20 protein-coding genes are annotated in these 24,635 nt (G+C 71.4%); 11 read left to right on the top strand and 9 right to left on the bottom strand.

The features are described from left to right. Nucleotides 1–258 precede the first annotated feature (258 nt). Entirely contained in the window at nt 259–2,070 is a 1,812-nt protein-coding gene (locus ACLGIH_RS12030) for a phosphoenolpyruvate carboxykinase (GTP) (RefSeq protein ID WP_416525243.1), read from the top strand. 564 nt (nt 2,071–2,634) lie between these two features. Here the strand turns inward: ACLGIH_RS12030 and ACLGIH_RS12025 are convergent. Next, nucleotides 2,635–3,054, bottom strand: a complete 420-nt coding sequence (locus ACLGIH_RS12025; RefSeq protein WP_416525242.1) for an SCO4983 family protein — start codon at nt 3,052–3,054, stop codon at nt 2,635–2,637. Between the two features lie 101 nt (nt 3,055–3,155). Next, nucleotides 3,156–4,367, bottom strand: coding sequence for a pyridoxal phosphate-dependent aminotransferase (locus tag ACLGIH_RS12020; RefSeq protein WP_416525241.1), 1,212 nt, complete (start codon nt 4,365–4,367; stop codon nt 3,156–3,158). A 126-nt stretch (nt 4,368–4,493) separates the two neighbouring features. Here ACLGIH_RS12020 and ACLGIH_RS12015 point away from each other — a divergent pair, with 126 nt between their 5' ends. Beyond that, the gene (locus ACLGIH_RS12015) at nt 4,494–5,246 is read left to right on the top strand and encodes a hypothetical protein (RefSeq protein WP_416525240.1); all 753 of its coding nucleotides are present in this window, start codon (nt 4,494–4,496) and stop codon (nt 5,244–5,246) included. Nucleotides 5,247–5,298: 52 nt separating this feature from the next. On the opposite strand, the gene ACLGIH_RS12010 is transcribed toward ACLGIH_RS12015, so the two are convergent. Next, nucleotides 5,299–6,909: an N-acyl-D-amino-acid deacylase family protein gene (locus ACLGIH_RS12010; RefSeq protein WP_416525239.1), complete on the bottom strand. Its 1,611-nt coding sequence runs from the start codon at nt 6,907–6,909 to the stop codon at nt 5,299–5,301. Nucleotides 6,910–6,935: 26 nt separating this feature from the next. Further along, nucleotides 6,936–8,276: an amino acid deaminase gene (locus tag ACLGIH_RS12005; protein WP_416525238.1), complete on the bottom strand. Its 1,341-nt coding sequence runs from the start codon at nt 8,274–8,276 to the stop codon at nt 6,936–6,938. 147 nt (nt 8,277–8,423) lie between these two features. On the opposite strand from ACLGIH_RS12005, the gene ACLGIH_RS12000 reads away from it, so the two are divergent. The 5 genes from ACLGIH_RS12000 (at nt 8,424) to ACLGIH_RS11980 (ending at nt 12,743) form a co-directional block, all read left to right on the top strand. After that, on the top strand, nt 8,424–9,464 hold the full coding sequence (locus ACLGIH_RS12000; RefSeq protein ID WP_416525237.1) for a sugar kinase: 1,041 nt from the start codon (nt 8,424–8,426) through the stop codon (nt 9,462–9,464). Further along, nucleotides 9,461–10,237: an IclR family transcriptional regulator gene (locus tag ACLGIH_RS11995; RefSeq protein WP_416525236.1), complete on the top strand. Its 777-nt coding sequence runs from the start codon at nt 9,461–9,463 to the stop codon at nt 10,235–10,237. Before ACLGIH_RS12000 ends, ACLGIH_RS11995 begins: the two co-directional genes overlap by 4 nt. Next, nucleotides 10,234–10,644 carry a RidA family protein gene (locus tag ACLGIH_RS11990; protein ID WP_416525235.1) on the top strand — a complete coding sequence of 137 codons (411 nt, stop codon included), beginning with the start codon at nt 10,234–10,236 and terminating at the stop codon, nt 10,642–10,644. Before ACLGIH_RS11995 ends, ACLGIH_RS11990 begins: the two co-directional genes overlap by 4 nt. Before the next feature lie 106 nt (nt 10,645–10,750). Continuing rightward, entirely contained in the window at nt 10,751–11,353 is a 603-nt protein-coding gene (locus tag ACLGIH_RS11985) for a hypothetical protein (RefSeq protein ID WP_416525234.1), read from the top strand. Nucleotides 11,354–11,420: 67 nt separating this feature from the next. Then, nucleotides 11,421–12,743, top strand: coding sequence for an Nramp family divalent metal transporter (locus tag ACLGIH_RS11980; RefSeq protein WP_416525233.1), 1,323 nt, complete (start codon nt 11,421–11,423; stop codon nt 12,741–12,743). Between the two features lie 17 nt (nt 12,744–12,760). Here the strand turns inward: ACLGIH_RS11980 and ACLGIH_RS11975 are convergent, their stop codons facing one another. From ACLGIH_RS11975 to ACLGIH_RS11960, 4 genes are all read right to left on the bottom strand, one after another. Then, complete coding sequence (locus ACLGIH_RS11975; RefSeq protein WP_416525232.1) at nt 12,761–14,059, bottom strand: hypothetical protein; 1,299 nt, start codon at nt 14,057–14,059, stop codon at nt 12,761–12,763. 76 nt (nt 14,060–14,135) lie between these two features. Beyond that, nucleotides 14,136–14,645, bottom strand: a complete 510-nt coding sequence (locus ACLGIH_RS11970; protein WP_416525231.1) for a SigE family RNA polymerase sigma factor — start codon at nt 14,643–14,645, stop codon at nt 14,136–14,138. Between the two features lie 79 nt (nt 14,646–14,724). Further along, on the bottom strand, nt 14,725–14,916 hold the full coding sequence (locus ACLGIH_RS11965; RefSeq protein ID WP_416525230.1) for a hypothetical protein: 192 nt from the start codon (nt 14,914–14,916) through the stop codon (nt 14,725–14,727). A 10-nt stretch (nt 14,917–14,926) separates the two neighbouring features. Beyond that, on the bottom strand, nt 14,927–15,778 hold the full coding sequence (locus ACLGIH_RS11960) for a helix-turn-helix domain-containing protein (RefSeq protein ID WP_416525229.1): 852 nt from the start codon (nt 15,776–15,778) through the stop codon (nt 14,927–14,929). A 195-nt stretch (nt 15,779–15,973) separates the two neighbouring features. On the opposite strand from ACLGIH_RS11960, the gene ACLGIH_RS11955 reads away from it, so the two are divergent. Beyond that, a complete protein-coding gene (locus ACLGIH_RS11955) occupies nt 15,974–16,462 on the top strand; it encodes an ATP-binding protein (RefSeq protein ID WP_416525228.1) in 489 nt (162 codons plus the stop codon). A 64-nt stretch (nt 16,463–16,526) separates the two neighbouring features. Here the strand turns inward: ACLGIH_RS11955 and ACLGIH_RS11950 are convergent, their stop codons facing one another. Further along, a complete protein-coding gene (locus tag ACLGIH_RS11950; protein WP_416529350.1) occupies nt 16,527–18,233 on the bottom strand; it encodes a chitinase in 1,707 nt (568 codons plus the stop codon). A 218-nt stretch (nt 18,234–18,451) separates the two neighbouring features. Between ACLGIH_RS11950 and ACLGIH_RS11945 the strand changes: the two genes are divergently transcribed. Genes ACLGIH_RS11945 through ACLGIH_RS11935 form a run of 3 tightly spaced genes read left to right on the top strand, consistent with a single transcriptional unit; the run spans nt 18,452 to nt 24,317 of the window. After that, nucleotides 18,452–19,012 carry a hypothetical protein gene (locus ACLGIH_RS11945; RefSeq protein WP_416525227.1) on the top strand — a complete coding sequence of 187 codons (561 nt, stop codon included), beginning with the start codon at nt 18,452–18,454 and terminating at the stop codon, nt 19,010–19,012. Beyond that, nucleotides 19,009–19,674, top strand: coding sequence for a hypothetical protein (locus tag ACLGIH_RS11940; RefSeq protein WP_416525226.1), 666 nt, complete (start codon nt 19,009–19,011; stop codon nt 19,672–19,674). The genes ACLGIH_RS11945 and ACLGIH_RS11940 overlap by 4 nt, the downstream gene beginning before the upstream one ends. Further along, nucleotides 19,674–24,317 carry a putative T7SS-secreted protein gene (locus ACLGIH_RS11935; RefSeq protein WP_416525225.1) on the top strand — a complete coding sequence of 1,548 codons (4,644 nt, stop codon included), beginning with the start codon at nt 19,674–19,676 and terminating at the stop codon, nt 24,315–24,317. Before ACLGIH_RS11940 ends, ACLGIH_RS11935 begins: the two co-directional genes overlap by 1 nt. The last annotated feature ends 318 nt before the right edge of the window (nt 24,318–24,635 follow it).

Raw genomic sequence — 24,635 nt, 5'->3', positions numbered from 1 at the left:
GCGACGGGGCGTCCGGCGAGGTAAAAGAAGTTTCAGGCGAACCCAACGTATACGCAAAGAAACTCAGGGATAAGCAGAGGTACGTGGCGATCCTCACGCCGCTCAGGTGTGCGGCCCTCTGGACAGATGGGCACTCGCATCGGATGATCAAATGAGTGCGGTCGGCACCGGATGAGCGCCGCAGGGATCCCGCGGGATGCATCCGGGTCGCAGCCCCCACGGGGCCTCCAACAACACATCCCTCACTTAGGAGCAATCGTGGCGCGCGACATCGCGGCTCCCACCCAGCACCAGGAGCTGATCTCGTGGGTGAACGAGATCGCCGAACTGACGCAGCCGGACGACGTGGTCTGGTGTGACGGATCCGAGGCCGAGTACGAGCGACTGTGCGGGGAGCTCGTCGAGCGAGGCACCTTCCGCAGGCTCGACCCGATCAAGCGCCCCAACTCCTACTACGCGGCCTCCGACCCCACCGACGTCGCCCGCGTCGAGGACCGGACCTTCATCTGCTCCGAGAAGGAGGAGGACGCCGGTCCCACCAACCACTGGAAGGCCCCCGCCGAGATGCGGGAGATCTTCACCGGTGACAAGGGCCTGTTCCGCGGCTCCATGCGCGGCCGGACCATGTACGTGGTGCCCTTCTGCATGGGCCCGCTCGGCTCGCCGCTGTCCGCGATCGGCGTCGAGATCACCGACTCGGCGTACGTCGCCGTCTCCATGCGCACCATGACCCGGATGGGCCAGGCCGTCCTGGAGGAGCTGGGTGACGAGGGCTTCTTCGTCAAGGCCGTCCACACCCTCGGCGCGCCGCTGGAGCCCGGCCAGGAGGACGTGCCCTGGCCCTGCAACAGCACCAAGTACATCTCCCACTTCCCGGAGACCCGGGAGATCTGGTCCTACGGCTCCGGCTACGGCGGCAACGCGCTGCTCGGCAAGAAGTGCTACGCCCTGCGCATCGCCTCCGTCATGGCCCGCGACGAGGGCTGGCTCGCCGAGCACATGCTCGTGCTGAAGCTGACCCCGCCCACCGGGGAGCCCAAATACGTCGCCGCCGCCTTCCCGTCGGCCTGCGGCAAGACCAACCTCGCCATGCTGGAGCCGACGATCTCCGGCTGGACGGTCGAGACGATCGGCGACGACATCGCCTGGATGCGCTTCGGCGAGGACGGCCGGCTGTACGCCATCAACCCCGAGGCCGGCTTCTTCGGCGTCGCGCCCGGCACCGGTGAGCACACCAACGCCAACGCCATGAAGACGCTCTGGGGCAACGCGGTCTTCACCAACGTCGCCCTCACCGACGACGGCGACGTGTGGTGGGAGGGCATGACCGAGGAGCCGCCCGCCCACGTCACCGACTGGAAGGGCAACGACTGGACGCCGGAGTCGGAGACCCCGGCCGCCCACCCGAACGCCCGCTTCACCGTCCCCGCCGCGCAGTGCCCGATCATCGCGCCGGAGTGGGAGGACCCCAAGGGCGTGCCGATCTCGGCGATCCTCTTCGGCGGGCGCCGCGCCACCGCGGTGCCGCTGGTGACGGAGTCCTTCGACTGGAACCACGGCGTCTTCCTCGGCGCCAACGTGGCCTCCGAGAAGACCGCCGCCGCCGAGGGCAAGGTCGGCGAGCTGCGCCGCGACCCGTTCGCCATGCTGCCGTTCTGCGGCTACAACATGGGCGACTACATGGGCCACTGGATCGACGTGGCGAAGGACAAGGACCAGTCCAAGCTGCCGAAGATCTACTACGTCAACTGGTTCCGCAAGGACGAGGACGGCAAGTTCGTCTGGCCCGGCTTCGGCGAGAACGGCCGCGTCCTGAAGTGGATCGTGGAGCGCCTGGAGGGCAAGGCCGACGGCGTCGAGACCCCCATCGGCGTCCTGCCGACCAAGGCGGCCCTGGACACCGACGGCCTGGAGCTGTCGGACGCCGAGCTGGACTTCCTGCTCACCGTCGACAAGGACGTGTGGCGCGAGGAGGCCGCGCTCGTCCCCGAACACCTCAACACCTTCGGCGACCACACGCCGAAGGAACTGTGGGACCAGCACCGCGCCCTGGTGGAGCGCCTGGGCTGACGTCCGCATGGACCCCGCGGCCGGCCGGAACGGGAATGCCCTGACCAGCGATCGTCACGTCACGGCCGGCCGCGGAACACACCGGCGGGGCCCCGCACAACGGCGTGCGGGGTACCAGGCACGTCACCGTCACCCGTCCGCCCCGACGGGACCGGCGGCGCCGGGCTGTCACCCCGCCCACTTCGGCACGGCCCGGCAGCGGGCTCACGAACGTGCCGATGATGACTGAGCGCTCCGGCCGACGGTCCACGTCGGCCGGAGCGCTCGGGCCTTTCCCCGGCGTGGGCAACAGCTCGCACACCTCGGCGGTGACCGCCCCTACTTCCGTGGAACTGCGGAGCGCGCCCGTCCGGTCCGTTCTTCCGTAGGCGATAACCAGCCGAATTCACACATGTGTCCGAACCGCCCTGCGCTCTGCAGCCCGAGGCAAGCCCCACAGCGGGCCCGGCGTGGGCGCCGGAGCCGAGAGGTGTGGGGGTCGTCCGCCCGGCGGTCTGTGGCACCCGGTCCGCGCGTCGCTGCGGGTGCACGCGGACCGGGGCCGTCGAGGGAGCCCCGAGGGGCTCAGTGGGACGCGAGTTCGCGCGGCTCCAGGGCCGCAGCGTGCGCGTCCATGCGTTCGGCGGCCAGGATGGCGACCGCCGTGTCGGCACGGGACGCGGCCACGACCAGTGCGCGGCCCGCCAGCGTGTGCGCCCGCTGGTGCAGGGCCGCCGCCTGCGGCCCGCCCTCGGCGGTGGTCAGCGGCGCGCGGGCCGGCGCATGCCCTCCTCGCAGCCGGGCCACCTGTCCGGTGAGCCGCTCGGCGGCGGCGTCGAGATCGGTGGACGGCGCCAGCGCACGCAGCTCGTCGGTGACGGCGAGCAGGGCGGCGAGATGGCCCGCGAGCTGGATGTCCAGCTCTTCCTCGCGGGAGCGGTGGGGGAAGGAAGTGCTGCCGGCCATCGTGCTGTGGACCGACTTGCTGCGGATCGGTTCGTACATGGGATGGCCTCCTGAGTGCTTCAGGAAACCATCCTAGCTTAGATTCAATCTAAAGTTGAGCCGTTCACAAGACTGGGCACGCCGCATACGCAGGGTGAGCGTCAGTGCTGGCCGTAGCCGTCCAGGAAGTTCCCGATCCGGTCCACCGCGTCCCTCAGATCCGTGGCCGTCGGCAGGGTCACCACCCGGAAGTGGTCCGGCTCGGGCCAGTTGAAGCCGGTGCCCTGGACCACCATGATCTTCTCCTGGCGGAGCAGGTCCAGGACCATCTGCCGGTCGTCCTTGATCTTGAAGACCTTGGGGTCCAGCCGCGGGAAGAGATACAGCGCGCCCTTGGGCTTGACGCAGGTCACGCCCGGGATCCGGGTCAGCAGGTCATAGGCGACGTCCCGCTGCTCGCGCAGCCGGCCGCCCGGCAGCACCAGGTCGTTGATGGTCTGCCGTCCGCTCAGCGCGGCGACCACCCCGTGCTGGCCCGGCATGTTCGCGCACAGCCGCATGTTGGCCAGGATCGTCAGGCCCTCGATGTAGGACTCGGCGTGCGCCCGGGGGCCGGAGACCGACATCCAGCCGACCCGGTAGCCGGCCACCCGGTACGCCTTCGACATGCCGTTGAAGGTGAGGGTGAGCAGGTCGGGGGCGATCGCCGCGGTCGGCGTGTGCACGGCGTCGTCGTAGAGGATCTTGTCGTAGATCTCGTCGGAGCAGACGAGCAGGTTGTGGCGGCGGGCGATGTCCGTCAGCCCGCGCAGCATCGCCTCGTCGTACACCGCCCCCGTCGGGTTGTTGGGGTTGATGACGACGAGCGCCTTGGTGCGGTCGGTGATCTTCCGCTCCACGTCCGCCAGGTCCGGCATCCAGTCGGACTGCTCGTCGCAGCGGTAGTGCACCGCCGTACCGCCGGACAGCGAGACGGCGGCCGTCCACAGGGGGTAGTCCGGTGCCGGTACGAGGACCTCGTCGCCGTCGTCGAGCAGGCCCTGCATCGCCATCACGATCAGCTCGGAGACGCCGTTGCCGATGAAGACGTGCTCGACGTCCGTCTCGATGCCGAGGGTCTGGTTGTGCATGACGACGGCCCGGCGCGCGGCCAGCAGGCCCTTGGCGTCGCCGTAGCCGTGGGCGGTCGAGACGTTGCGGAGGATGTCCTCCAGGATCTCGGGCGGACACTCGAAGCCGAACGCCGCCGGGTTGCCCGTGTTGAGCTTCATGATGCGGTGACCGGCCGCTTCCAGCCGCATCGCCTCCTCGAGCACCGGGCCCCGGATCTCGTAACAGACGTTGGCGAGCTTGGTCGACTGGATCACCTGCATGACGGCGAGCTTACGGCCCGGTTATCGCCTTTGGGCCGTGTTTTCCGCCACGTGAGACGCGGCGGTATGTCCGGGTATCGCCGACGGCTGTCCCAGCAGCCCCTCCGGTCCCTACAATTCGCCGCCATGTCCAGGCCATCCCAGCCCGGCGACGGGCCGTACGGTGCGGATGCTCCGAACGTGTATCTGCCGCAGACCGCCGCGCCGCCCGCGTACGAGGAGTACGCCGACCCGGCGGCCGCGCACGGCTGGCAGAACGCCTACGACGAGACGGCCGAGCTGCCCCGGCTGCGCGAGGGACGGCAGAGCGGCCCCGCCACCGACGCACGGCACCGGGCCCGCCGGAAGCGCCCCGGCTCCTCGCCCGCCCGCCGTGCGGCCATGGCCGCGGGCGCGGTGGGCGCGGCGTCGGTGGTGCTCCTGGTCGTCGGTTTCTCCTCCTCGGGCCCGGGCCAGGGCGGCTCCGGAGGCAAGGGCGACCGTACGGGCCCCACGGCCGAGGTCCCGGCCGGCCCGGCCGGCCCGGGGGAGCCGGGGGGGCCGGGGGCCCGTACGGTCCCGGCCGGCAGCGGCGCGAGCGCGGGCAGCGACGCGTCGGAGGCGGTGGGCCCGCTCAGGTCGCCGGCGAGTGGGAAGGGCTCCGCGACCGCGTCCCCGGGCACGGACGCCGCCGCCCCGGCAGAGTCCGCGGCCGGCCCGAGCCCGGGCCCGGGCGGCACGACCGCGCCGGCGCCGGAGCCGGCGGTGTCCACCCCGGCCTCCGCTTCCTCCACGACGGAGGCACCGGAGACACCGGATGCCTCGGACGCACCCGGCGCACCGGGCAACTCCGGCGACCGGCCGGACAAGGGCCGTCCGGGCGGCAAGGGACCGAAGTAGGGCTCGGCGAAGCGGCACCGCACCGGCGTCCTGCGTACCGCCCGCCCCTCGGTCACACCGGCGTCCTGCGTACCGCCCGTCCCGCGAGCACGTCCGTGCGCCGGCCGTCCTCGATGACGAACCGCCCGTCGACCAGCACGTACGGAATGCCCGTCGGCAGCCGGCGCGGCTCCTCGAAGGTGGACCCCGCCGCGACCGTCGCCGGGTCGAAGAGGACCAGGTCCGCCCGGTACCCCTCACGGACCAGCCCCCGGTCCGGCAGCCGCAGCCGCGCCGCCGGGCGGGCGGTGAGACGGGCCACGCACTCCTCCAGCGACAGCACGCCCAGCTCCCGCACGTAGCGCCCGAGGTAGTGCGGGAAGGTGCCGTAGGCGCGCGGATGCGGCTTGCCGCCCTGGAGGATGCCGTCCGAGCCGCCCGTGTGGACCCGGTGCCGCATGATCGCGCGGACGTTCTCCTCGTGGCCGACGTGCTGGAGGATCGTCGGCGCCAGCCGGTCCGCCAGGAGCAGCCGGCGCGCGACCGCCCACGGGGTCTCGCCGCGCAGCCGCGCCGAGCGGAGGACCGTCCGGCCCACGTACTCGGCCAGCGCCGGGTCGTTCACGCCGGAGATCTCGATCGTCTCCCACTCCACGGGCACGCCGTGGCAGCCGTCGGAGCCGGTCTCCTCCAGGTGGCGCCGGATGCGCTCGGCGGTCTCCTCGTCGGCCAGCCGCCGCAGGACCTCCTCGGGCCCGCCCTCGCTCTCCCAGCTCGGCAGCAGGGCCGCGAGGGTGGTGCAGCCGGGGGTGTACGGATAGGTGTCGAGGGTGATGTCGGCGCCCGCGGCCAGCGCGTCGTCCAGCAGGGACAGCAGTTCGGGCGCCCGGCCCTCGTTCACGCCGAAGTTCATGGTGGCGTGGGCCAGGTGCAGCGGGCAGCCCGCCGCCCGGGCCAGCTCCACCATCTCCTGGTACGCCCGGAGGGCCCCGGCCCCGTACGAGCGGTGGTGCGGGCAGTAGTAGCCGCCGTACCCGGCCACCACCCGGCACAGCTCGATCAGCTCGGTGTCGGGGGCGTACATGCCGGGCGGGTAGGTCAGCCCGGAGGACAGGCCGACGGCGCCCTGCTCCAGGCCCTGAGCGACCAGCCGGCGCATCCGGTCCAGCTCGGCCTCGGTCGCCGCCCGGTCCTCCCAGCCGACGGCGAGCGCCCGGACCGTGCCCTGCGGGACGAGGTAGGCGGCGTTGACCGCGATGCCCTCGTCGAGCCGGTCCAGGTACTCGCCGACCGACCGCCAGCCGAAGTCGACGTCGTCGCCGGGGCCGTTCCAGCCGGCGATGGCGCGGCGGACCCCGGCGAGCGTGCGGTCGTCGACGGGCGCGTACGACAGCCCGTCCTGGCCGATGACCTCCAGGGTGACGCCCTGTGCGGCCTTGGCGCTGTGGTCGGGGTCGCGCAGCAGCGCCAGGTCGCTGTGGGCGTGCATGTCGATGAAGCCGGGGGAGAGGACCAGGCCCTCCGCGTCCAGCTCGCGACGGGCCCGCGGACGCTGGCAGCCCGCCGCCGCGGCCTCCTTGACGATGCCGGCGATCCGGCCGCGGTCGACCACGACATCGGCGCGGTACGACGGCTCACCGGAGCCGTCCACGACGTCCGCGTCCCGGATGACCAGCTCTTCCATGGGAATGCCCGACTCCTCACCGACCCCTAGAAGAACGTACGGACGTAGTCGACGACCGTGCCGTCCGCCTCGGCGACCGGGATCAGCTGCCACTTGTCGAACGACGTGCACGGATGGGACAGGCCCATGCCGACCCAGTCGCCGACCTCCAGGTCGGCCCCGGGGCCGGTGCGCAGCCAGGCGTGCTGGTCGGACAGGCCGGTCACCTCGATGCCGGTGGCCGGGCGCTCGGCACCGTCCCTGCGCACCACCTGGGCGGAGGGCAGGTGGAGGTCGTGGGCCGCGTCCCGCTTGCCCGCGTTGGTGAAGGCCTGCCCGGCCGAGGGGCGGGAGACCACCTGGCTCCACAGGCGGAACGCCGGCTCCAGGGCGCCCTCCTCGGGGACCCGGTTGAAGGGGGTCAGCGCGCGGTAGTGCCCGTCGTCGTGGGAGACGTAGGCGCCGGAGCGGAGCAGTTTCAGCACCGGCCGGGACAGCTCGGGAAGCTCCGCGAACACGTCGGCCACCGCGTCGAACCAGGCGCTGCCGCCCGCGCTCACCACGATCTCCTCCGGGTCCGCGAAGCGGCCCGCCTCGTCGAGGCCGACGGCGAGCGCGACCAGGCGGCGCAGCCATGCGCGCACCTTCTCCGGGTCGGCGCCCGGCACCTCGCCCTCGTACCCGGCGACGCCGACCAGCCGCAGCGACGCCGCCCCGGCCACCGCGTCGGCGACCGCCGCGCACTCCGCCTCCGTCCGCACGCCGGTCCGCGCACCGTCTCCGGCGGCCAGCTCGACCACGACGTCCAGCGGCCGGGAGGCGCCCGCTTGGCGCAGGGCCGCGTCCATCAGCTCGACCCCGCGCACGGAGTCGACGTAGCAGACGAGGCGGAACTCGGGGTCGGCGTCCAGCTCGGAGGAGATCCAGCGCAGGGCGGCTGCGTCCACCAGCTCGTTGGCGAGGAAGACCCGCCGGGTGCCGAAGGCCCGCGCCACCCGCACCTGGTGCGGCACGGCGAGGGTGATGCCCCAGGCGCCGTGCTCGATCTGGCGCTGGAAGAGCTGCGGGGCCATGGAGGTCTTGCCGTGCGGCGCGAAGGCGAGGCCGTGCCGGGCGGCGTAGACCTCCATCAGCTTCAGGTTGTGCTCCAGGCGCTCGGCGGAGAGGGCCAGCACGGGGGTGGTGAAGCCGCCGGTGAAGAGGTTGCGGCGCTCGGCGGCCAGCTCGGCGACGGTCAGGCCGTGGGCGTCCGGGGGGAGGCCCTTGAAGCGGTGGTCGACGTGCTCCTCGGCCAGGCGGGCGAGAGCGCCGGTGCCGGTGCGGCCGCCGGTGTCGGTACCGGTCGCGGGTTCGCCGCCGGTGCGGCCGCCGGTGTCGTCGAGGGCCATGGAGCCTCCCTGATCCGGTGCGTTGCATTACCTGCAACGACCATTGCGTATGTCGCCAGCTGCTGTCTAACATCTCGCCGAACGCGGGGTCAACGGAAGCCGCCGCCCGTGAGCAGGAACGCGAGAGGGACGGGAGCCCACGCCATCGTGACCGCCGACGGACGCCCCCGCACCGCCTTCGGCGTCGTGGACGTCGTGGCGCTCGGTGAGTCCATGGTGACCTTTCTGCCCTCCCGCCCGGGCCGTCTCGCCGACGTGCCCTCCTTCGACCGGTCCATCGGCGGCGCCGAGTCCAACGTCGCCTGCGTGCTGGCCGCCGCCGGGCACTCCGCGCGCTGGGTCGGCCGGGTCGGCGCGGACGGCTTCGGCGACCACCTGGTCGAGGCGATCGGCGGCTACGGCGTCGACGTCTCCGCCGTGCGCCGCGACCCGGCGCGCCCCACCGGCGTGTACTTCCGCACCGCCGGCGACCGGGCGACCGACGCGCACGAGGTGGCGTACTACCGGGCCGGTTCGGCGGCGTCCGCCATGTCGGCCCGGAACCTGGACCTGGCGGCGGTCCGCGCCGGACACGTCCTGCACCTGTCCGGCATCACGGCCGCGCTCTCCGCCGAGTGCCGGGAGCTGATGCGCGAACTGACCGCCCGCTGCCCCGGCCGGCCGCTGGTCTCCTTCGACGTCAACCACCGGCTGGGGCTGTGGCGCGACGCCAAGGACGGTCCCGCCGTGCTGCGGGAGCTGGCGCGCGGCGCCGACCTGGTCTTCGTCGGCGAGGACGAGGCCTGGGGGCTCGGCGGCCCCGAGGCCGTGCGGGCCGCGCTGCCCGAGCCCGGGGTGCTGGTCGTCAAGCAGGGGAGCACCGGGGCGACCGCCTTCCACGGACGGCAGGTCACCTCCGTGCCGTCGCCGCGGGTCGACGTCGTCGCCGCGGTGGGCGCCGGGGACGCCTTCGCCGCCGGGTTCCTCTCCGCCACCCTGCGCGGACTGCCCGTCCGGGACCGCCTCCGGCACGGTCACCTCTGGGCCGCCGCCGCCCTCACCGTCCCCGGCGACCTCGCCGCGCCCCCCGCCCGGCACCACGCCGACCGGCTGGCCGCCCTGGACGACGCCGCGTGGGGGACACTGCGACTCGGCCCCGGCTGGACCCAGGCCGAGGAAGGGGCCGAGGAGGAGGTACGCACCCCATGAGCCAGACCGTCGACCGCGCGCTGAGCATCCTGCCGCTGCTCGCCGAGGGCCCCGCCGACCTGGGCCGGGTCGCCGAGCGCCTCGGCGTCCACAAGTCCACGGCCCTGCGCCTCCTGCGTACCCTGCACCACCACGGCTTCGTCTACCGCCAGTCCGACCAGCGCTACCGCCTCGGCGCCCGGCTCATCGCCCTCGCCCAGGAGGCGATGGAGAACCTGGACGTCCGCGAGATCGCCCATCCCCACCTGGTACGCCTCAACGAGCGGTGCGGGCACACCGTCCACCTCGCCGTCCACGAGGAGGACGAGGTGCTCTACATCGACAAGGTGGAGAGCCGCTACCCGGTGCGGATGTACTCCCGGATCGGCAAGCCCGTCGCCATCACCGTCGCTGCCGTCGCCAAACTGCTCCTGGCCGACCTGCCCGAACCGGAGCGCCGCACGGTCGCCGAGAAGCTCGACTACCCCCTCTACACGGCCCGTTCGACGCCGAACGCCGACGCCTTCCTCAAGGAGCTGGCCAAGGTGCGAGAACAGGGCTGGGCCACCGATCTGGGCGGCCACGAGGAGTCCATCAACTGTGTCGCCGCCCCCGTCCGGGGCGCGGACGGCCGGGTGGTCGCCGCCATGTCGGTCTCCGCGCCGAACGTCGTCGTCACCGCCGACGAACTCCTCGCCCTGCTCCCGCTGGTGCGCCGAACGGCGGACGCGATCAGCGGCGAGTACTCCGGCAGGACACCCGTGCAGGAACAATCCGAGAAGGACACGGTATGACCGACAAGACCGCCCTCACCTCCGCGACCCACACCACCCCGCCGGCGCGGTTCTCCCACGGCGTGAAGAAGGGCAACATCCTCCAGGTCGCCGGCCAGGTCGGCTTCCTGCCCCACGAGGAGGGCAAGGCCCCCGCCCCGGCCGGCCCGACCCTGCGCGAGCAGACCCTCCAGACCCTCGCCAACGTCCGGGCGATCCTCGAAGAGGGCGGCGCGACCTGGGACGACGTGATGATGATCCGCGTCTACCTCACGGACGTCGGCCACTTCGCCGAAATGAACGAGATCTACGACGACTACTTCGCCGAGCAGGGGCTCCGGCAGCCCCCGGCGGCGCGTACGACGGTGTACGTCGGCCTTCCCGAGGGCCTGCTCGTCGAGATCGACGCCCTGGCCGTCCTCGGGTGACGCCGCCCGGACGGCGGCCCGGCCCGGCCTCCCTCCAGGCATCGCCGACGTAACGATGCCGGGGCCGACTGTGTCCCGCACAGGTTTGTCGACCATACTGCCCGCTGTGGAGCAGCGCATGGGAACGAGCAGCCAGCCGCTGGAAGGCGAGCCCCTCAAGGGCGCCGGTTTCGACCCGGCCTTCATCCCCGGGCTCACCTCGCCCGCGTCGGGTGAGCCGGAGGACGCGAAGCCCGAGGACGCGAAGGCGGGGGAGGTGAGCGACGAGACGGCCGAGCATGCCGTGGAGGCCGTGGATGCCGAGGACGCCGAGGAGGCGGCCGACGAGGAGCCCGAGGCCGACGAGGCGGTGCCCGACGGCCCGGTCTTCGAGGCGTCCGACCGCCGCGCCCGGATCGTCGCCGACCACAAGGGCGTCCAACTCGCCCTCGACGACCAGGAGTGCGAGTTCCGCTGGGACGAGATCGGCGCGGTCGAGACGGAGACGCCGCGCTTCGGCAAGCGGTTCACCGTGACCGTGCACACGCCGGAGCGCCGCTGGTACCCGATCGAGATCGAGGCGCCGTCCAGGAGCGTCTTCCCGGAGTGGGAGGCGCGACTGGACGAGGTCCTGGACGCGTACTTCGAGGACGGCGACGAAACCGGGAGCGAAGCCCCCGGGACCGCGGACGAGCCCGAAGGGGAAACCGAGGACAAGGCCGCCGAGTAGGCGCACCCTGTGAAGATCCACGCAGGCCCTCTTGTCCCGCCGTCCGCCATGGGCTTTCTTGACCCTCATGGCGGACACCACGGGCAACACGACAGACTCCGGCGCACCGCGCGGCACGGACTCGGCGCCGCGTAAGTCCAGTTGGCGTTACATCGGCCCCGGCATCGTCGTCGCCGCGACCGGTGTCGGCGCCGGGGACCTGGTGGCGACCCTCATCGCGGGCAGCAGTTTCGGCTACACCCTGCTCTGGGCGGCGGTCGTCGGCTGCCTGGTGAAGATCTCCCTCGCCGAGGCGGCCGGCCGCTGGCACCTGGCCACCGGCCGCACCCTCTTCGACGGCTGGGCCAGCCTCGGCCGCTGGACCACCTGGTTCTTCGCGGTCTACGTCGTGATCTGGGGTTTCACCTACGGCGCGGCGGCCATGTCGTCCAGCGCGTTGCCGCTCCAGGCCCTCTTCCCGGACGTCATGGACCTCCAGTGGTGGGGCGTGGCCTGCGGCCTGGTCGGCCTGGTCTTCGTCTGGTTCAACAAGTACGCCGTCTTCGAGAAGGTCATGACGGTTTTGGTCGGCGTCATGTTCGTGGTGACGGTCTACCTGGCGATCCGGGTCACCCCCAACCTCGGCGACGCCTTCGCCGGTCTGCTGCCGGTGCTGCCCGGCGAGGAGGACTCCGTCCTCAACACCCTCGGCCTGATCGGCGGCGTCGGCGGCACGATCACGCTGGCCGCGTACGGCTACTGGGTCAACGCCAAGGGCTGGACCAACGCCGGCTGGATGAAGATCATGCGGCTGGACAACCGGGTCGCGTACATCACGACCGGTGTCTTCGTCGTCGCCATGCTCATCGTCGGCGCGGAGCTGCTGCACGCGGCGAACATCGCCCTGGCCGGCGGCGGCAAGGGACTGGTGCAGCTCGGCGACATCCTGGAGAGCGAGTACGGCACGGCCACGGCCAAGTTCTTCCTGATCGGCTTCTTCGCCACGTCGTTCACCTCGCTCATCGGCGTCTGGCACGGCGTGAGCCTGATGTTCGCCGACTTCGTGGCCCGGCTGCGGGGCGCGACGGCGGCGAAGGGCGAGGAGATCGCCTCGGGCAGGCGCGAACGCTCCTGGCCCTTCCGCGCCTACCTGCTGTGGCTGACCTTCCCGCCCATCGTCCTGCTCTTCCAGGGGGAGCCGTTCCGCCTGGTCATCGTCTACGGCGTCCTGGGCGCGGCCTTCATGCCGTTCCTCGCCCTCACGCTGATCTGGCTCCTCAACTCCTCCCGCACGCCGAGCGAATGGCGCAGCGGCCGGCTGAGCAACGGCATGCTCGCCATCGCCGGCCTGCTGTTCCTGGTGCTCGGCGCGAAGGAGATCTGGGACCAGCCCTGGGGGAGCTTCTTCTAGGTCCGGCTTCCCGCCTCCTACCGCAGCTTGTCCCACTCCGGGCTGAGCGCGATCTCCCGCAGCTCCTTCATGGTCAGCGCGGGAGTCGCGCGGCTCGGCTCGGCGTGTGCGGCGCCGTTGTTGAAGGCGCTGATCACGACGCGGAAGCCGCCGGCGCCGGGCCGCATGGTGTCGACGGTCCACATCAGCACCCCGGCGACGCGGTCGTCACCGGCGCCCTGCCGGGTGGCGACGCGGGTGCCGTCGGGCAGGGTCTCGCCGGAGCCGTAGAGCTGGTCGGCGACGTCGTCCATGCCGTGCTGGACGTTGACCTGGACCAGGCTCCTGCCCTTGCCGTCGTCGACGACGACATAGGCGTACCCGGATTCCTGGCCGCCCTCGCCGACCACCTTCACGTCCTCGGGCAGCAGCCCGGCGAGCGTCTCACCGACCGAGGTGCCCGGCGCCTGCGGCGGAGCGCTGGTCGTCGCGGACGGCTTCGGCGGCTCGGGCAGCGCGTCCACGACCGTGCGCCACACCTCGGCGGTGACGACCTCCTTCAACTGCTCCCGGGACAGTGGCGGCTCCGGCCGGCTGACCGGCTCGCCCTTCTCCGCCGGGGCGTTCCACTCGCTCATGGAGACGTGCCCGCCCTCGGCCGTGACCAGTTCCGCGGCCCACCGCTTGGTGTCCACCCGCCGGTCCGGATACTCGTAGCCCTGGAACAGCATCAGCACCGAGCCGTCCGGCAGCCGGCTGGTGGTGCAGCTGTCGTGCGGGACGAACACCTCGTCCGGGCACCGCGTCGTCTCCCGGGCCGCACTGCTGCCGGGTTCGACCCGGCCGAAGCTCAGTCCGAGGGCGGCGGCGCCGTCTCCGTCGTCGTACACGAGCCGCACGGACGGGGGGAGCCTCTCTGCGGTGCCCCGTGCCTCCTCCTGGCTGAACTCGCCCGGGGGCAGCAGGCCCTTCAGCGTACGCAGCAGGTCGTCACCCGTGAACTCCTCGGAGGCCGGGGTGGCGGAGGGGGACGACGGGACGGCCGACGGGATGGCCGACGAGGCGGCCGTGGACGACGTCCGGGCGTCGGGAGCCTCGCCCGGCACCACGAGCAGCGCCCCGCCCACGCCCACCGCCGCGATGCCCGCCGCACCGCCGAGGACGGCGGCCCGGCGCCGCAGCCGAAGCCGCCGGCCGCGGGCCCGGCCGGCGGCGGCCAGCGCGGTCCGGTCAGCGTCAAAGCCGTCGCCGGCCGCACGCAGGGCGGTCGCGAGCCGGTCCTCGAAGGCACCGTCGTGCTGGTGTCCGTGCTGGTGTCCGTACTGGTCTTCGGGCATGGCGAACCACCGTTCCGCAGGTGTGGGTGTGAGGGGTGAGAGGCGGGAGCTGAGGCAGGAGTGGAGGGGGCGGGCGTCAGGACCTGGCGTACTCCGCGAGGTCCTCGCCCAGCAGCTCCCGCAGCCGGCCGAGCGCGCGGACACACCGCGTCCGCACGGCCGCCGAGCTGACGTTGAGGACGTCGGCGGTCTCCCCCACCGACCGGTCCTCCCAGTACCGCAGGACGACGACGGCCCGGTCCTTGACGGGCAGCCGGGCCAGCGCCGCCAGCAGCGTCAGCCGCAGCGGCGCGTCACCGTCGCCGGCGCCGGGCAGGTCGGGGAACACGTCCGTGGCCCGCTCCCCGCTGCTGCGCCGCCGCTGATGGGCGAGGAAGGCCCGGGTGAGGACGGTCTGCGCGTACCCGGCGGGGTTGCCGACCCGCGACACCCGCCCCCAGCGGACGTACAGCCGCCCGAGGGTCTCCTGCACGAGATCCTCGGCGAGGTGGGTGTCACCGGCGGTGAGCAGACAGGCGGACCGGTACAGATGCCCGGCCCGCGCGTTCGCGAACTCGGCGTACTCGTCCGCGCGGCCCTGTCTCATGCGTATGTCCCCCGTGACTTCCCTCGACTGCCTTCACCTCATTGATGCGGTGGGCCCGGGGAAATGTTTCATACGAGATTCACAGGAGGTGGTCGGCCTTCCCCGCCTTGATGTCGAGGATCATGCGGCGCAGCGCGTCCCGGCTGTCGGTGAGGTAGGCGTCCTCGGCGCCGGCTATGGCGATGTAGGCGTTGCCTTCCGGGTCGGTGCCGAGGCGGAAGCAGGCCGATCCTTCGGCACAGAACGGCTCTTCCCACGTGATGTCGGGCATGGCGACTCCTTCAGAGCTGGGTGGCGATGTCCTGGATGAAGGCCTGCGACTCCGCGGGCGACAGGGCGTGCTGCTCCATCCAGTCGAGCTGGGCCCGGTACTTGGACAACTGGGCCTCGTGGTGAAGGAATTCCGGCCCGTGGGAGCTGTCGATCTGCACGGTGTCGAGGCGCGGCACGGGCCCCTCCATGTAGACGACGGTATGCCCGGCACCCGGGAAGGAGCCCGCCTCGAACGGAATGACGTGCAGTGACACGTTGGGCAGTTCGGAGGCGGTGAGCAGGTGCTCCAGCTGGGCGCGTGCGACCTTCCGGCCTCCGAACTGCATGCGCAGCGCGGCCTCGTGGAGTATGCCCACGTACTCGGTGGGATTGTCGCCCTCCAGCACGCGCTGTCGCTCCAGACGGTGCGCCAGCCGAAGGGCCATCTCGTGCTCGGGGAGCGGGGGCAGCGCCGCCTTGAACACGGCTCGTGCGTGGTCGGTGGACTGCAGAAGCCCGGGCATGTGGATCAGGTGCACGCTGCGCAGCCGTACGGCGTGGTGCTCAAGCTCGGCGATGTCCAGCAGCCCGGCCGGAAGGCTGCCCCGGTACTTCTCCCACCAGCCGCGCCCCGCGGGCCGGGCCATCTCGACCAGGGCGTCGACGTAGGCCTCGTCGTCACAGTCGCAGTTGCAGGCCAGCGTGCGCAGCCGCTCGGGACTGATGGCACGCGTGCCCGACTCGATGTTGGAGATCTTGCCTCGGTCCACGCCGAGCAGTCCGGCAGCGAACTCGCCTGTCATACCGGCGGCCGTCCGCATCCTGCGGACTTCTGCCCCCAGCCTCTTCTGACGCTCCGTCGGCGATGTCCTCGCGGCCATGCAGCCCCTCCTCGTGACTCCGGACACTCTACGGGGTGCTTGAGTTGCCAATTCGCGGGGTAACTTAGGCCCATAGTCCGGTACATTGAGTAACGCGCCAGCTACCACGAGCAGCCGGAGCGCACCGCGCGAGCCTGCCCGCGCGACGAGCCACCGTCCGCCGCACCGGTCCGTACGCCGATGAAGGAGCCGTCCATGCCCGCATCCCGCTGCCCCGTCGCGCCCGCCTACCCGGCGGACCCCACCGCCCCCATCCCCGAAACCCTCGCCTACAGCTTCACGCTCCCCGCGGCGCTCGCCAGCCCCGCACTCGCACGGGCGGCGACGAAGGAGGTGCTGAGGGCCCACGGCCTGGCGGACATGCTGGACCCGGCGTTGCAAGTGGTAGGGGAACTGTGTGCCGTGGCCTGCCAGTTCACGGAGTCGGAGGACTTCTACCTCACCCTCCGCTACCGCTTCGCCGCGTTCCGGGTGATCGCCTACGACAGCCACCCCCGCCACACCAACGCCCACCTGGCCACGGCCTGCGACACCCGCCGCCGCGCCGCGCTCCGCGTCCTGGCCTGCGTCTGCCGCGCCTGCGACGGGACGTGGGGCTTCGGAGAGGCGCGGGAGCCGGGCGGCGGCACCCGCATGTGGGCGACGCTGCCGAGGGCGAGCGCGGCGGCGTACGGCGCCGCTTGACGCGGACCGCCCCCGCTCACGTCACCGTGGGCAGGGGCGGTCGGACCGGTCGGCGCCGACGGGGCTACGGCAGCGCGTCCACGTGCGGGCCGACCACGTTGGACCACGCGTTGCCCGAGGCCGCGTCCCAGTTCGTGGACCACGTCATCGCGCCGCGCAGGGCCGGGTAGGTCTTCGACGGCTTGAAGGAGCCGCAGTTCGTGCCCTTGGTCAGGCAGTCCAGGGCGTTGTTCACGACCGTCGGCGACACATGGCCGCCGCCCGCGGCCCGGGTCGACGCCGGCAGGCCGAGGCCGACCTGGGACGGGTCGAGGCCGTTCTCCAGCTGGATGCAGGCCAGGGCGGTGAGGAAGTCGACCGTGCCCTGCGCGTACACCTTGCCGTCGCAGCCCAGCATGGTGCCGCTGTTGTAGTACTGCATGTTGACGACCGTGAGGATGTCCTTCACGTTCAGCGCCGTCCGGAAGTACGCGTTGGATGTCGACTGCATGTCGATGGTCTGCGGCGCCATGGTGAGGATCATGCCCGGGCCCGCCTTCGCCGACAGCGCGCGCAGCGCCTGCGTCATGTAGGTGGCGTTGAGGCCGTTCTCCAGGTCGATGTCGACGCCGTCGAAGCCGTACTGCTGCATCAGCGCGTACACGGAGTCGGCGAACCGGGTCGCGGAGGCCGAGTCGTTCACGGTCACCGTGCCCTTCTCGCCGCCGACCGAGATGATGACCTTCTTCCCGGCCGCCTGCTTGGCCTGAATGTCGACCTTGAACTGCTCGACCGTGTAGCCGCCGAGCCCCGCCGAGTCCAGGTTGAAGGTGACGGCTCCCGGCGTCGGGGTGGCGTCCGCGAAGGCGACGGCGATGATGTCGTAGTGCGCGGGCACGTCGGAGATCTTCTGGACGGTCGCCCCGTTGTCGAAGTTCTGCCAGTAGCCGGTGACGGCGTGCCTGGGCAGATCACCGCCGCCACCGCCGCCGGACTCCTTGGTCCGGGCCGTCACCGCCGCCGACTTGGCCGACTCGCCGGCCGCGTTGGTCGCCGCGACCTGGAAGGAGTACGAGGTGGAGGGCGCGAGCCCGGTCACGGTCGCCGAGGTGCCGGTGACCGCCGCCGCCTTCGTTCCGTCGCGGTAGACGGTGTACCCGGTCGCTCCGGACACGGTGTTCCAGGACAGGGAGACGGAGGAGGACGTCGACCCCGAGACACTCAGCCCGGCCGGAGTCGCCGGCACGGTCGGTTCGGGCTCACCGCCGCCCCCGCCCCCGTCCGGGCCGAACACGGAGACGTCGTCGGCGAGGTAGGCGGCCTGCCCGTACCAGCCGTGGGTGTAGACGGTCACCGAGGTGGTCGACGCGCCGGTGCGGAAGCTGGTCGTCAGCTGCTTCCAGCTGCTGCTGTCCGGCGTCCAGGTGGAGACGACCGTCGTGCCGGTCCCGGTCACGCCGAGATAGGCGTACCCGCCCTGCACCCACGCGCTCAGCGAGTACTGCGCATTGGGCTGGACCTTGACCGTCTGGCCGCACCGGGCGTTGTCCTGCCCGCTGGGCGTCGCCTTCAGCGCGGCCGTACCGCCGTGCACCGGGGAGGAGACGGCCGTACCGCTGTTCGCGGAGCAGGTCCAGTTGCTCAGACCGGCTTCGAAACCGGCGTTCTTCACGTGGTTGACATCGGCCGCGGACGCCTGCCCGACGGCCGTGACCGAGAGCACGAGCGCGGCAGTGACGGCTCCCGCCCATATCCGCGTCCGTCTTCCGAACCGTCTGCGTACAGGGGCCAGTACGGGGTCCACTGGGGCCTCCGGTGGGGGAGTGGGGAGGAAGGGGGCGGTGGCCAACGCTGGGTCACCAAGTTGGTCCAGACCAATTGCGGTGTCAAGGGGTGGGAGGCAACCAACTCCTTGGCTGCACCGCCGCTTTGGGCCCGACGTCCGGCTCCCGGCCGAGTCCCGACCGTCCGCGTTGCGTTCCGCAACGCGACGATGTGATGATCTCCGGCATGGCTGACCACGGGGGAGACAACGGGACGAACGCGGACGCACGGCGGTCCCGACTGGCCGAGTACGCGGAAACGACACGGCCGGCGGGGGACGTCGTGCGACCGCCGGAGGACGCCGTACGGCTGCCGGAGGAAGCAGCCCGGCCCTCCGGGGAAGCAACGGAGCCCTCCCCGGCCCCCGCGGACACGACGGCGGCCCGCCGGGAGTTCGCCGCCCTGGTCGGCGAGTTCCGCCGCACCGCCGTCCTCGTGCCGCTCGACGGCGACGACGAGGCACCCCTGACCGGTGACCTCGGCGGCGTCCGCTGGATCTACACCTTCACGGACGAGGCGGCCCTCGCCCGATTCGCGATCGCGAGGGGGCAACAGGACCGGGAGTGGACGTACCGACAGGTGCTCGGAGCGCGGCTGCTGGATGTGGCCGTCCCCGCCGCCGGGGTGCCGTGCGGCGTGGCCGTCGACGTCGGAAGCGAGGACGGCGTGCTCCTGCCGCCGGTGGCGGGGGTCGTGCCGGAGGCGGTGGCGGTGCACACGTACGACGACGGGGAGGCACGGCGGTGACCGCCGGCGACGGCAAGGACCTCAAGGCCGAGGGGCTGGACCTGATCACCCAGGGCATCACACTGACCCTGGAGGAGCTGCGCGAACTCGGCATGATCGGGGAGGCCGGGGCCGGGCGAGGCTTTTCGGACATCGCCCTGTCCGGTCTGGAACTGGGGCACGCAGGCCTGACCTCGGCCTTCGCGTCCTTCTGCGAGCGCTGGGAGTGGGGCGTGCGCGCGCTGGTGATCGAGGGCAACAGGTTCGCGGACGCAGTGGGGCTCGCGGCGGGCACGCTGTACGAGACCGACCAGTACGTCGAGGGCATGATGAAGGTCGCGGCCAACTCCTTGGTCGGCAACCCGCACGCGACCGAAGAAGAGATCACCAGCAAGAGCTGGACGCAGCTGGGCGCCGAGACCGCCGGTGCCTACCTGAATCCGGACTACAGCAAGGAGTCCTTCGAGCAGGCCTGGGCCAACAGCAAGCAGGGCTGGATGGACGCGAGCCGGGACATGATGACGTCGCAGATGATGACGTCCGACATGAGCCTGATGAATCCGCAGCAGGGCATGACCGACGAGCAGTACGAGGCCCTGCTCGACGCGGCCTTCGGGCCGTCGGCGGAAGAGCGTGCCCAGGCGGCCCAGCAGCAGCCCCAGCAGAACGGAAACGCGGGCTGATGGGACTGGACGACCTCGTCAACGACGGGCTCGGCACGCTGGAGGACGGCTGGGAGGCGGGCAAGAAGCTCGTCGGCGAGGGCATCGACAAGGGCACCGACCTCGTCGGGGCGGGTCTGGAGAAGGTCGGCGCCGAGGGCTGGGCGGACAAGGTCGAGGACCTCGGCGACGCATGGGCCTCCGACCTGGGCGCCACGCCGGGTGAACAGCAGCTCGGGCAGACCGACCAGGCCAACGAGCTGATCCACGGCGACCCGGAGACGATCCGGTCCAGTGCCAAGCACCTCAAGGACTTCCACAAGGCCTTCGACAAGGTCGGCGACGGGATGCGCAAGCTGGACTCCTCGTCGTGGAAGGGCAAGGCAGCGGACACGTTCCGCAAGAAGTTCGCCATGCATCCCACCAAGTGGAGGCACGCGGCGGACGCCTGCGACAAGGCGGCCAAGGCGCTGGAGTCGTACGCCGATACGGTCAAGTGGGCCCAGGGCCAGGCCAGGGAAGCCGTGGAGCTGTACACCAAGGGCCGGAAAGCCTCCAAGGAGGCCGTGGAGGCGTACAACAAGCGCGTCGACGCCTACAACGCCGCAGTGAAGGCCAACGAGGACCCGGGCCCGCGTCCGGAGCCCTTCAAGGACCCGGGCACGGCCGACATCAAACGCGCCCACGAGGTCCTGTCCGAGGCGCGGCGGCAGCGCAACGACGCCGGCCGCACGGCCGCGGACTCGGTGCGCGCCGCCCTGGAGCACGCGCCCGCCGAACCGCCGCCGCTGAACCGGCTCACGGCGAACGTCCTCGACAACGCGGTGGCGACCGCCACGGAACTCACCCATGTCGTCGGCGGCGTGGTCAAGGGCACCGCCGGGATCGTCTCCTTCGTGCGCGGAGTGGTCCCGTTCGACCCGTACAACGTCACGCACCCGGCCGAGTACCTGCAGAACGTCAGCATGACGCTCTCCGGCCTGGCCTCCGCCGCCGCCCACCCCGACCGGACACTGAAGTCGGCCTGGGAGGGCTTCAAGAAGGACCCCTCCGAAGGGGTCGGCCGGCTGATCCCCGAACTCCTCGGCACCAAGGGCCTGGGCCTGGCCCGAGGCGGCCTGCGGCTGGCGGCGCGGGAAGGGATGGAACAGGCGGCGGAGACGGGGGGACGGTCGGCGCGCGGGGCGTCCGAGGCGGACCCGCCGGCCAACGCCCGCCAGGACGGCGCCAAGGTGAGCACGGGCACGGACCCTGTCGACCTGGCCACCGGCAAGATGTACCTGCCGCAGACGGACGTCGAACTGCCGGGAGCCCTGCCCCTGGTCCTCGAACGCCGCGTCGAGTCCGGCTACCGTCTCGGCCGCTGGTTCGGCCCCTCCTGGTCCTCCACCCTCGACCAGCGCCTGGAGATCGACTCCGAGGGCGTCGTGCTCGTCACCGAGGACGGCATGCTGCTGGCCTACCCCCATCCGGCCCCCGGTGTGCCCACCCTCCCCAGCCACGGCCCCCGCTGGCCCCTCGCCCGTGAGGACGGTGGCTATACGGTCACCGACCCGAAGACCGGCCGCGTCCGCCATTTCGCCGACCGAGGCGAGCACCTCGCGGTCCTGGAACAGATCGACGACCGCAACGGCCACTGGATCACGTTCGAGCACGACGGCGACGGCACGCCGCTGGCCGTGTCCTCCAGCGGCGGCCACGAGATCCGCGTAACGACGCACGCGGGCAGGATCACGGCGCTCCACCTGGCCGGCACCGAACTCAAGCGCTACGGCTACACCGACGGCCATCTCACCGAGGTCGTCAACTCGTCCGGCCTGCCACTCCGCTTCACGTATGACGAAGCGGGCCGCGTGACGTCCTGGACGGACACCAACGGCCGCGGTTACCGCTACGAGTACGACGACCGCGACCGCTGCATCGCCGAGGGCGGGCCGGAAGGCCACATGACCCTGCGCCTCACCTATGGCGACAGGGACCCGGAGACCGGACTCCGCACGACCACGACCGTCACCGGTGACGGTCACACCCGCCGGTTCCTGATCAACGACGCCAGCCAGGTGGTGGCCGAGACCGACCCGCTGGGCGCGGTCACCCGCTACGTCCGCGACCGCTACGACCGCCTGCTGTCCCGCACCGACCCCCTGGGCAACACCACGTCCTTCCACTACGACGACGCCGGCAACCTGACCTGCGTCACCCGCCCGGACGGCCGGGAGACGAGAGCGGAGTACAACGCCCTCGGCCTGCCGGTGAAGGTCGTCAACGCCGACGGCACGGTCTGGCGCCAGACGTACGACGACCGCGGCAACCGCACCTCGGTCACCGACCCGTCCGGGCAGACGAGCCGCTTCACGTACGACGAGGCAGGCCGCCTCACCTCCGTCACCGACCCGCTCGGCCACACGACCAGGGTCCGCTGCGACGCGGCCGGCCTCCCGGTGTCCGTCACGGATCCGCTGGGCGCGGTCACGACGTACGAACGGGACGCACTCGGCCGCCCGGTGACCGTGACGGACCCGGCCGGGGCGGCGACCCGGCTGGAGTGGTCGGTGGAGGGCCACCTGCTGCGCCGTACGGCCCCCGACGGCACGACGGAGTCCTGGACCTACGACGGCGAGGGCAACTGCACCAGCCACACCGACCCGCTGGGCGGCGTGACCCGGTTCGAGTACACGCACTTCGACCTGCTCACCGCCCGCACGGGCCCGGACGGGGTCCGCTACGAGTTCGAGCACGACACGGAACTGCGCCTGACGAAGGTCAGGAACCCGCAGGGCCTGACGTGGACGTACGAGTACGACCCGGCCGGACACCTGACCGCGGAAACGGACTTCGACGACCGCACCCTCACCTACACCCACGACCCGGCGGGCCGACTGACCTCCCGCACGGACGCGCTGGGCCAGGTGACCCGCTTCGAGCACAACGACCTCGGTCAGGTGATCCGCAAGGACGCCGCGGGCCGGGTCACGACGTACGCCTACGACTTCACGGACGGCCTGGCCCAGGCAACGGGCCCGGACGGCACGACGCTCACCATCCTCCGGGACCGCCACGGCAGGGTGCGCGAGGAGACGGTCGACGGCCGCACGCTGACGTACACGTACGACGCCCTGGGCCGCCGCACGGGTCGTACGACCCCCACCGGGGCGACGACGACGTGGACGTACGACGCGGCGGGCCGCAGAACGGACCTGGTGGCGTCAGGCCGCCCCATAGACGTCACGTACGACGCGGCGGGCCGCGAACTGACCCGGCGCATCGGAGATACGTTCACCCTGGACCACACGTTCGACGCCCTCGGCCGCCTCACCGCCCAGTCGGTCACGGGCGCCGGCGGCCGCACGGTCCAGCACCGGGCCTACGCCTACCGCGCCGACGGCAACCTCATCGGCATCGACGACCACCTCGACGGCTCCCGGCGCTTCGACCTCGACGCGGTGGGCCGCGTGACGGCGGTCCACGCCGCGAACTGGACGGAGACGTACGCCTACGACGCGGCCGGCAACCAGACGTCGGCGTCCTGGCCGTCCTCCCACCCGGGCGCGGAGGCCGCCGGCGAGCGCACGTACACCGGCACCCGCATCACCCGCGCGGGCCGCGTCCGCTACGAACACGACGCCCTGGGCCGCATCACTCTGCGCCAGAAGACCCGCGTGTCCCGCAAGCCGGACACCTGGCGCTACGAGTGGGACGCCGAGGACCGCCTCACCTCGGTGACCACCCCGGACGGCACCCGCTGGCACTACACGTACGACCCGTTGGGCCGCCGCACGGCCAAACTCCGCCTGGCGGAGGACGGCGAAACGGTCGTGGAACGGGTGACCTTCACCTGGGACGGCACGACCCTCTGCGAACAGACCACAACCTCACCCGACCTCCCCCACCCGGTCACCCTCACCTGGGACCACGAGGGCCTGCGCCCCATCGCCCAGACGGAACGCATCCTGACCGGCGAAGCGTCCCAGCAGGAAATCGACTCCCGCTTCTTCGCCATAGTCACCGACCTCGTCGGCACCCCCAGCGAACTGATCGACGAACGGGGGGAGATCGCCTGGCGAACACGAAGCACTTTGTGGGGCACGACCGCCTGGTCGGTCGACAGCGCCACCTACACGCCTCTGCGGTTCCCCGGCCAGTACTACGACCCCGAGACGGGACTTCACTACAACTACTTCCGTCATTACGATCCAGAATCCGCCCGTTACGTCAGTCTCGACCCACTCGGTTTGCTGCCGGCGCCCAATCCAGCCGCTTATGTTGGTAATCCACAGACCTGGACCGATCCGATGGGTCTGGCCCCTGGCTGCCAGGGGACCGTTTGGGGAGATATCAAGCCCACGCAGCCGAACTATCCAGGCACTGAACTTCCGCGGTCCTTTGAGCTGCAGGCCGGGGAGACTCGCGTTTGGGTCCACGGCAATGCGACCAAGCATCTGAACGAATATGCTCAGGGCAGGATCTCCGCAATGGCCAGCCCCGAGCAAGTGGGCCTCATCAATCAAGTGCAGTTGCGAAGCCTCCAAGAAGCGGTCGCCGCGGCAACAAAGGATGGCGTACCATTGGGAAGGTTGGTCGAGTCCGGAGATTGGGAGCTTAAATTCAATAAGCGACCGGAGGAACCACTGCCTGCTCTCGTACACGCACTCTACAAGGGGTAAGAATCCGTTGGTCAAGGTCGTCGGGGTGCATGATTGCTGTCCTGTGGTCGCTGAAATCGACCCGTATATTCCATTGACTGTCACTTGGGGAACTGCAAGTGGACAGCAGCCGCTTTACTGGAGGATTACTGGGAGCGCGGGCGGCGAACTAGAAATTAAAGTCGATCCAGAAGTCGGCGCCTTGCTGGAATTGATCGTTATTGATGAGCCACCCGTGTGGTTGAGGGAGACGTCGTCCAGGTCGCTTCCCCCGCCGGAGCGTGGAATCCCTGTTTTTGACTGCTCGCCTTGGGGGATTGTTGCGAACCCGGATTATTC

The sequence above is a fragment of the Streptomyces hamibioticus genome, assembly GCF_047946815.1.
GTDB lineage: Bacteria > Actinomycetota > Actinomycetes > Streptomycetales > Streptomycetaceae > Streptomyces.
The sequence above is the reverse complement of the archived record's forward strand: the minus strand, read 5'-3'. Positions and strand labels throughout refer to the sequence as shown.